The organism is Nostoc sp. CALU 1950 (assembly GCF_051172895.1).
GTDB lineage: Bacteria > Cyanobacteriota > Cyanobacteriia > Cyanobacteriales > Nostocaceae > Nostoc > Nostoc edaphicum_A.
Map to the genome: position 1 here is coordinate 21,086 of NZ_JBDNJQ010000112.1, position 6,364 is coordinate 27,449.

General features: G+C 41.1%; 7 protein-coding genes. 2 read left to right on the forward strand and 5 right to left on the reverse strand.

The features are described 5' to 3' along the window. Positions 1-19: 19 nt before the first annotated feature. The 4 genes from ABF638_RS25505 to ABF638_RS25520 form a co-directional block, all read right to left on the reverse strand. A complete protein-coding gene (locus ABF638_RS25505; protein ID WP_435025707.1) occupies positions 20-283 on the reverse strand; it encodes a type II toxin-antitoxin system RelE family toxin in 264 nt (87 codons plus the stop codon). After that, on the reverse strand, positions 280-510 hold the full coding sequence (locus tag ABF638_RS25510) for a hypothetical protein (RefSeq protein ID WP_069068837.1): 231 nt from the start codon (positions 508-510) through the stop codon (positions 280-282). Before ABF638_RS25510 ends, ABF638_RS25505 begins: the two co-directional genes overlap by 4 nt. A 272-nt stretch (positions 511-782) precedes the next feature. Beyond that, positions 783-1,454, reverse strand: coding sequence for a hypothetical protein (locus ABF638_RS25515; RefSeq protein ID WP_435025708.1), 672 nt, complete (start codon positions 1,452-1,454; stop codon positions 783-785). A gap of 478 nt (positions 1,455-1,932) precedes the next feature. Further along, a complete protein-coding gene (locus tag ABF638_RS25520) occupies positions 1,933-3,333 on the reverse strand; it encodes an amidohydrolase (RefSeq protein ID WP_435025709.1) in 1,401 nt (466 codons plus the stop codon). Between the two features lie 81 nt (positions 3,334-3,414). Here ABF638_RS25520 and ABF638_RS25525 point away from each other — a divergent pair, with 81 nt between their 5' ends. Together ABF638_RS25525 and ABF638_RS25530 are read left to right on the forward strand one after the other, a co-directional pair. Beyond that, positions 3,415-4,194 (forward strand): cysteine hydrolase family protein, encoded by a 780-nt coding sequence (locus ABF638_RS25525; RefSeq protein WP_435025710.1) that lies wholly within the window; start codon positions 3,415-3,417, stop codon positions 4,192-4,194. Positions 4,195-4,392: 198 nt separating this feature from the next. Further along, entirely contained in the window at positions 4,393-4,848 is a 456-nt protein-coding gene (locus ABF638_RS25530; protein ID WP_435025711.1) for a cupin domain-containing protein, read from the forward strand. A gap of 333 nt (positions 4,849-5,181) precedes the next feature. Here ABF638_RS25530 and ABF638_RS25535 read toward each other — a convergent pair whose 3' ends face one another. Further along, positions 5,182-6,273 (reverse strand): 2-aminoethylphosphonate aminotransferase, encoded by a 1,092-nt coding sequence (locus ABF638_RS25535; RefSeq protein WP_435025712.1) that lies wholly within the window; start codon positions 6,271-6,273, stop codon positions 5,182-5,184. Positions 6,274-6,364: the final 91 nt, after the last annotated feature.

Below are 6,364 nucleotides of genomic sequence, written 5' to 3' on the forward strand. Positions count from 1 at the left end.
GCTATCTAAATATACAGACTCACCCAAAGAAACGCTCATAATTGTCATGACTACCAATCCAAAACCATGTCACTGTGTCTTCTTCCAAAACTCCAAGTGCCCGATAGCCTCGCGTTACCCTCACTGACCAAATCCCCTCCTGACTGTTGATGCACTTGAAATGTAAAGATGGGTGAAATGGATTCTCTGCCCACAGCCGATATGCTTTCCTGGCACTTTGCCTAATTTCGCTGCTCAACTGTCGATACTCAGACCAAAAGGAAGGAAGTACTGCTGACTTCATAGCTGGTCGTAGTTCATTGCAGTGGCTTGTCCCTCTGCAATTTCTTGTTTGGCAAGTTTCGCAGCAGCAATAAGTTTTGATTGTGTTCTCTGGAATGATTCATTCCATGTAATTTCATCTTGTAGATCATCAATATATTCCCGCAGATGCTCCGCAATTCGATCTTGTACCTCAATGGGTAAAGACTCCATCATTTTGATTACGGTGGTAATTGCTGTTGATGACATAGTGAATTGCTCTCACGCAACGCTTTGCTTTTAAAGCTAACATCGATCGCCTCTCTCTATTCATCAAACTCTCATGCTTGACGACATCATTGACTTTAAACTAAACGCAATAAGCAAGTGTTGTGCGTCACCCAACAGCCGGTAGTAGACATCGCTCAAAAACCCGATTCTTTTCAGATGTTTAACAGGATTACAATAGCAGAGTTGGTGGCGACGTACATATAGTGCATCTATTGTAATACAGCACATATAACTACATACTTAACGTAGTCTTATCGTCGCAAAACTACTTGACTTATTGTTTCAAGTAATCTGACAGCCCCAGTAAATTTTGCGAGTGGCGTTCCCGAAACAAGTAAAGAAATAGTAACGTTAATATCTTCGCTGTACTTGATTTGATCAAAATATTTAACATTCCATCCTCGACCTCTTCCTCTAGCAGTTAGTGTTTGAAATGGGCTTGATGAATAAACATCTAGCGTAATCTTTTCCTTATATCCAGAATAAGGATTGAGAAAATCTAGATTTACAAGAATTTCTTGCTTGCCTACAGTTACTGTCTGAACATTAGTCGTTGCACCAAGCAAAGGCTTCGCAGAATCATCAAGAATCACTGAGTAGAGAACATTATTCTGAGTCTGGTCTTCAATCTGAATTTCAAATTTAATGTTGTCAATTGTTGATTCACCACGATTGAGAATATAGTAAGCAGTACGATATAGAGACTGAACAGGGTTTCCTTTATATTCTATTTTAATATCTTGTTTGATATTTGAATCAACCTCGACAACAGATGTTTCCTCACCTTTAACAACTTCGATTACTTGTGGTTTCTTTCTAGATATATACTGAGTGATTATCCATCCTAATACACCAACAATAACCCCAAGTACAAATACTATATAATTTGAAATAGCTTCATTCTTAAGTTCAGACCAATTCATATCTTAGCTATCTATGTACTAGACTCCTAAAATTAATACTTTAACCAATTATTCTTGAAATATTTAAATGCTAACCCAATATTGTTAAACAACAGCCACAGCGCTCACTGAAGCTGTATAAGTTTTATTCAAACCGTAATTTTACGGACTAGCAGTCAAATAACGCATTTTTTACCACTGTTTATGTATTACAGTTACCCATATGAGAAATGATTATATTGCAGTTTTTTTATCTAGAATGTTGATTTTTGTATCTTTTACAGCCAAAGTGGCATCCAACACTCTTTTTTGCACACTTTTACTGTGAAAATTTGGTCTAACACATCAAATAGGATAATCATACGACATACAGCGCTTCCGGCTATTATGCAATATAGTTTTCTCCTTGCCCCTCTCCTATCATCGCTTTCAGCTTTTAGGATGTACCTCATAGCTGCCGGAAGTGCTGTAAGAATATTGAACTGTGTTTCTATATGTTTCACAACCCCATAACCGTGCGATAATGAGCCTCGATTTGCGCGACGGTTTCAGACTTACGCTTTGTCTCCCATTGACTGCGGTTAAATAATTCTTGTCGCAATTCATCAACGTTAATTGTGGTAATTTGACCATCAGCAACAATTTGCTTACCATTCACCCAAGCACTATCTACAACATTACTAGGACGACCTAAAACTAGCAAACCAATAGGATCTGTACGGGGTAATAATGATAAATTGGTGAGGTCATAAAGTACCAAATCTGCTTTTTTACCCACGGTTAAGGAACCAAGTTTATCTGCTACATTAAGCCCTTTTGCACCTCCAAAAGATGCCATTTCTACTGCTTGACGCGGTGTAATCCAGTGCTGATAATCTGAGTCTGTAATATTATGTAAAATAGAACCAATTTTGATGGCTTCTAACAAATCTTGTGAGTCATTACTAGAAGCACCATCACAACCAAAAGTTACATTTACCCCAGCTTGGCGATATTTTAAAATTGGGGCGATGCCACTACCTAAACGCAGATTACTTAAGGGATTATGAACAACTGTAGATTGAGTTTCGGCGAGGATGGCGATATCAGCATCATTTAACCAAACACAATGGGCAAGTGAAGTGCGATCGCTCAAAAACCCGATTCGTTTCAAATGTTCCACAGCAGTACAACCGTACTTTTCTTGAGCGAGTTTTTCCTGTGCCCTGGTTTCAAGTAAATGGGAGTGACGACAAAGATTGTAGCGATCGCTTAACTCAGTACATCCCTGAAATAAAGCATCAGTACACAATTGAATTCCCGTTGGCGCAACTAAAATATTTACACCCTCATCTGGGCGATGAAATTGTCTTACCGCCTCTTCAATAATTTCCAATGTTGCCGCAGTTGAGCGAAAATAAGGCTCATGAGTTTGGGTTGATTCCCCGGATGGAATACCTGCGGTGAGGGATTCATCTTGAATTAAGGGGGCGATAAAGGCGCGAATTCCCACTTCTCTGTAAGCGCGAGTTGCAATGGCGATCGTTTCTAACTCAAGTCCGGGAATTAACACCAGATGATCTACCACACTTGTCCCGCCGGAAAGTAAGGTTTCCACCGCAGTCCCCAAGGCGCTGAGATAAACCTCTTCGGGATCGAGGGGGGCAAAATCATACAGTTCCGCCAACCATAATTCTAAAGGGAACATTGACATGATTCCTCGCTGCCACATCTCTGATGAGTGGGTGTGGGCGTTGAAAAATCCAGGTAGCAACAACTTATTTTTGCCATCTATGGCAGTGCCGATTAGTTGTAGATTAGGGGAAATGGCTGCGATCGCACCATCTACAACCTGTACATCTACCGTTGCATAATCATCACTGACGGCAATCAAAACATTCTGGATTGTGAAATTTAGCATATTTAACCTTGATTAAGTAATTGTATTTTCAACTGAATTTCAAGTTACAAAATAGGAACTGGTGTTGGGTATTGCAATTTTATGAATTTACCATTACGGACATTGGGAGTTGCACCAAATGCGTGGACAGTGAATGATGCGATCGCAGATATCACTCGTCCTCAAAAGACCCCACAACCCGTTATTTTATCAACAGAAACTAAAACCCTGCGCTTAGACTTGGCAAAAGCTGCTATCCTCGTCATTGATATGCAAAACGACTTCTGTCACCCTGATGGTTGGTTAGCGCATATCGGTGTGGACGTAACTCCGGCGCGTCAGCCTATTGAACCTTTGAATAACTTACTTCCAGAACTGCGTGAGGCTAGTGTTCCGGTAATTTGGTTAAATTGGGGGAATCGTCCCGACTTGCTCAATATTAGTGCTAGTTCGCGTCATGTTTATAACCCCACAGGGGGAGGTGTGGGATTAGGTGATCCACTGCCAAGCAACGGTGCTAGAGTACTCATGGCAGGTAGTTGGGCCGCAGCAGTAGTAGATGAACTAGAAGAACTTCCCGAAGATATTCGTGTGGAAAAATACCGCATGAGTGGGTTTTGGGATACTCCATTAGATAGTATTTTGCGAAATCTGGGAAAGACAACATTATTTTTTGCTGGTGTTAATGCCGATCAATGTGTGCTAACCACGTTATGTGATGCCAATTTCTTAGGATATGATTGCATATTAGTTAAAGATTGCACTGCTACAACTTCTCCTGAATATTGTTGGCTAGCGACATTGTACAACATCAAACAATGCTTCGGTTTTGTCGCTGACTCGCAAGCAATTTTAACAGCGCTGCAAAAGGGTGAGGAGTGAATCAATTTTGGATTTTGGATTAATTCCATGTATAAATGCTCTTTCTTAGATCAAGAATTTTAGATTTTTTCTCGCGTTTCAATTCGCTTTCTCTCAGAGAATTTTTAATTATTCAAAATTTAAAATTCTCTGATTTAGGAATTGGATCTTAGTGTTAGGAATTTTCATACCCATCGATAACTTCAGAGGGGATAAAAAATGTACGCTACTCGTTGTGTAATTCCGGTTATCAAATCTCTCAAAGATTACCAGGTATATCGCATCACTCCCAACGACTCTAATCGATTAGCAATTATTTTCGATTCAACAAATGCTAATACTTCCTTGACTTGCTGCATAGAAATTTTTGATGTTGGTGGACAAACACCGCCAAATCGCCATCAGTGGGCGGTGGAAATGTTTTTTGTTCTCAAAGGGGAAGCGATCGCCATGTGTGACGGCAAGAGTGCCACAATCAAGGCTGGAGATAGTTTATTAGTGCCTCCTACTGGTACTCATTTGATTAAAAACACTGGTTCTACTCGCTTGTATACGTTGACTGTGATGATTCCCAATGAAGACTTTTCGGAATTGATTCGCAGTGGCATTCCGTCGGAGTTAGATGAAGAAGATATGGCAGTATTGGGGAGATTGAATGCTTTGATGCCCTGTTAATTGAAGGAGGCAGAAGGCAGGAGGCAATACAGTTCAGAATGAGCAACAAAACCCTCATGTAGAGACGCGATTTATCGCGTCTTCAAAGACCAATTCCCACACCAATAACCCTTAACCCAAGCGTATTGCAATACTTGTCGGTTAAAGGGGAAAGGGGAAAGGGAAAAGGGGAAAGAAAAAACCTTTAACCTTTACCCTTTAACCTTTTCCCCAAACCCAATGCCGAGTTAAAAATGGTTAACCGAGCAGTATTGAAGCGTATTGAGGCAGGAGGAGCAAATCATCTAGAGATTCGTTCTTTGTTCCCATGCTATTCATGGGAACGAGAGAATATTAAGAATGATCAATAATTTGTTTAACAACACCAATAAAGCGTTCCATATCAGCGTGGGTGATAGCTCCCATTGTCGATACTCGGAAAATAGATTGAGCTAAATTTCCCTGTCCAGAATAAATGATATAGTCTTGTGCTTTCAGTTGATCGTGAAATTCTTCATACCTGAAACCGTCTGGCAAGTAGTAGGCATTCAAGACAACAGATGAACTACCAAGAGGAAGTAGAGGTTTAATTCCCATTGAGGCTAAACCGTCTCTAACTAAGCCGGCAAGTTGGTTGTAATGGTTGTGTCTGACACGCCAACCTCCGGCTTCTGCCATTTCTTGCAAAGCTTCTGTTAAGGCATAAAATGTCTGTACTGATTGCGTAAAAGGTGTGCCGCCTCGGTCTTGTTGCTGGCAATAGGTTCCTAAATCTAAATATAAGGTGCGGGGGATTGTGTCTACTGACGGCAGTGCATCCCGTCGCAGGATGACAAAGGACACTCCAGGGACACCATGCAGACATTTATTTGCTGTTGCAGCGCAAGCGGTGATTCCCCAATCTGCAAAATTGAGTTCTTCAGCACCAAAGCTGCTGACTGCATCTACTAGTAGTTTGATGCGACGTTCTTGGCAAATTGGCGCAAGTTCCGCTAAATTATTTAGGCGACCGGTAGTCGTTTCGTGATGGACGACAGCAAGATGGGTGATGTCGGCGTTTTCATCCAGGAGTTTGATTAAAGCGTTGATATCTATTTCGGCATCCCAAGGATGGGAAAGTGTGATGTAATCAATGTCGTGAATTTTGGCGATTTTGGTTAGTCGTTCGCCATATACACCGTTTTCAATTACCAGCAACTTCCCGTCTGTGGGTACTAGACTGCTGATCATTGCTTCCATCGCGGCGGTACCAGAACCAGTGAGAAGAACTGCTGCCCAGCGATCGCTAAGACCATAAACTTGAAGTAGTTGTTCACGGATTCTGCTTTGAAGTTGGGAAAATTCCACTTCACGATGACACAAATCGGGACGCAACAGGGCATTTCTGACGCGATCGCTTAAATTAACGGGGCCGGGATTTAGTAAAATCATTTTGTCATTTATCATTGGTCATTTGTCATTTGTCATTGGGCATTAATAAATAACGCGATGTGCGACTTATTGTTTCGTTACACAAGTCCGGTGTATGAACGATTGA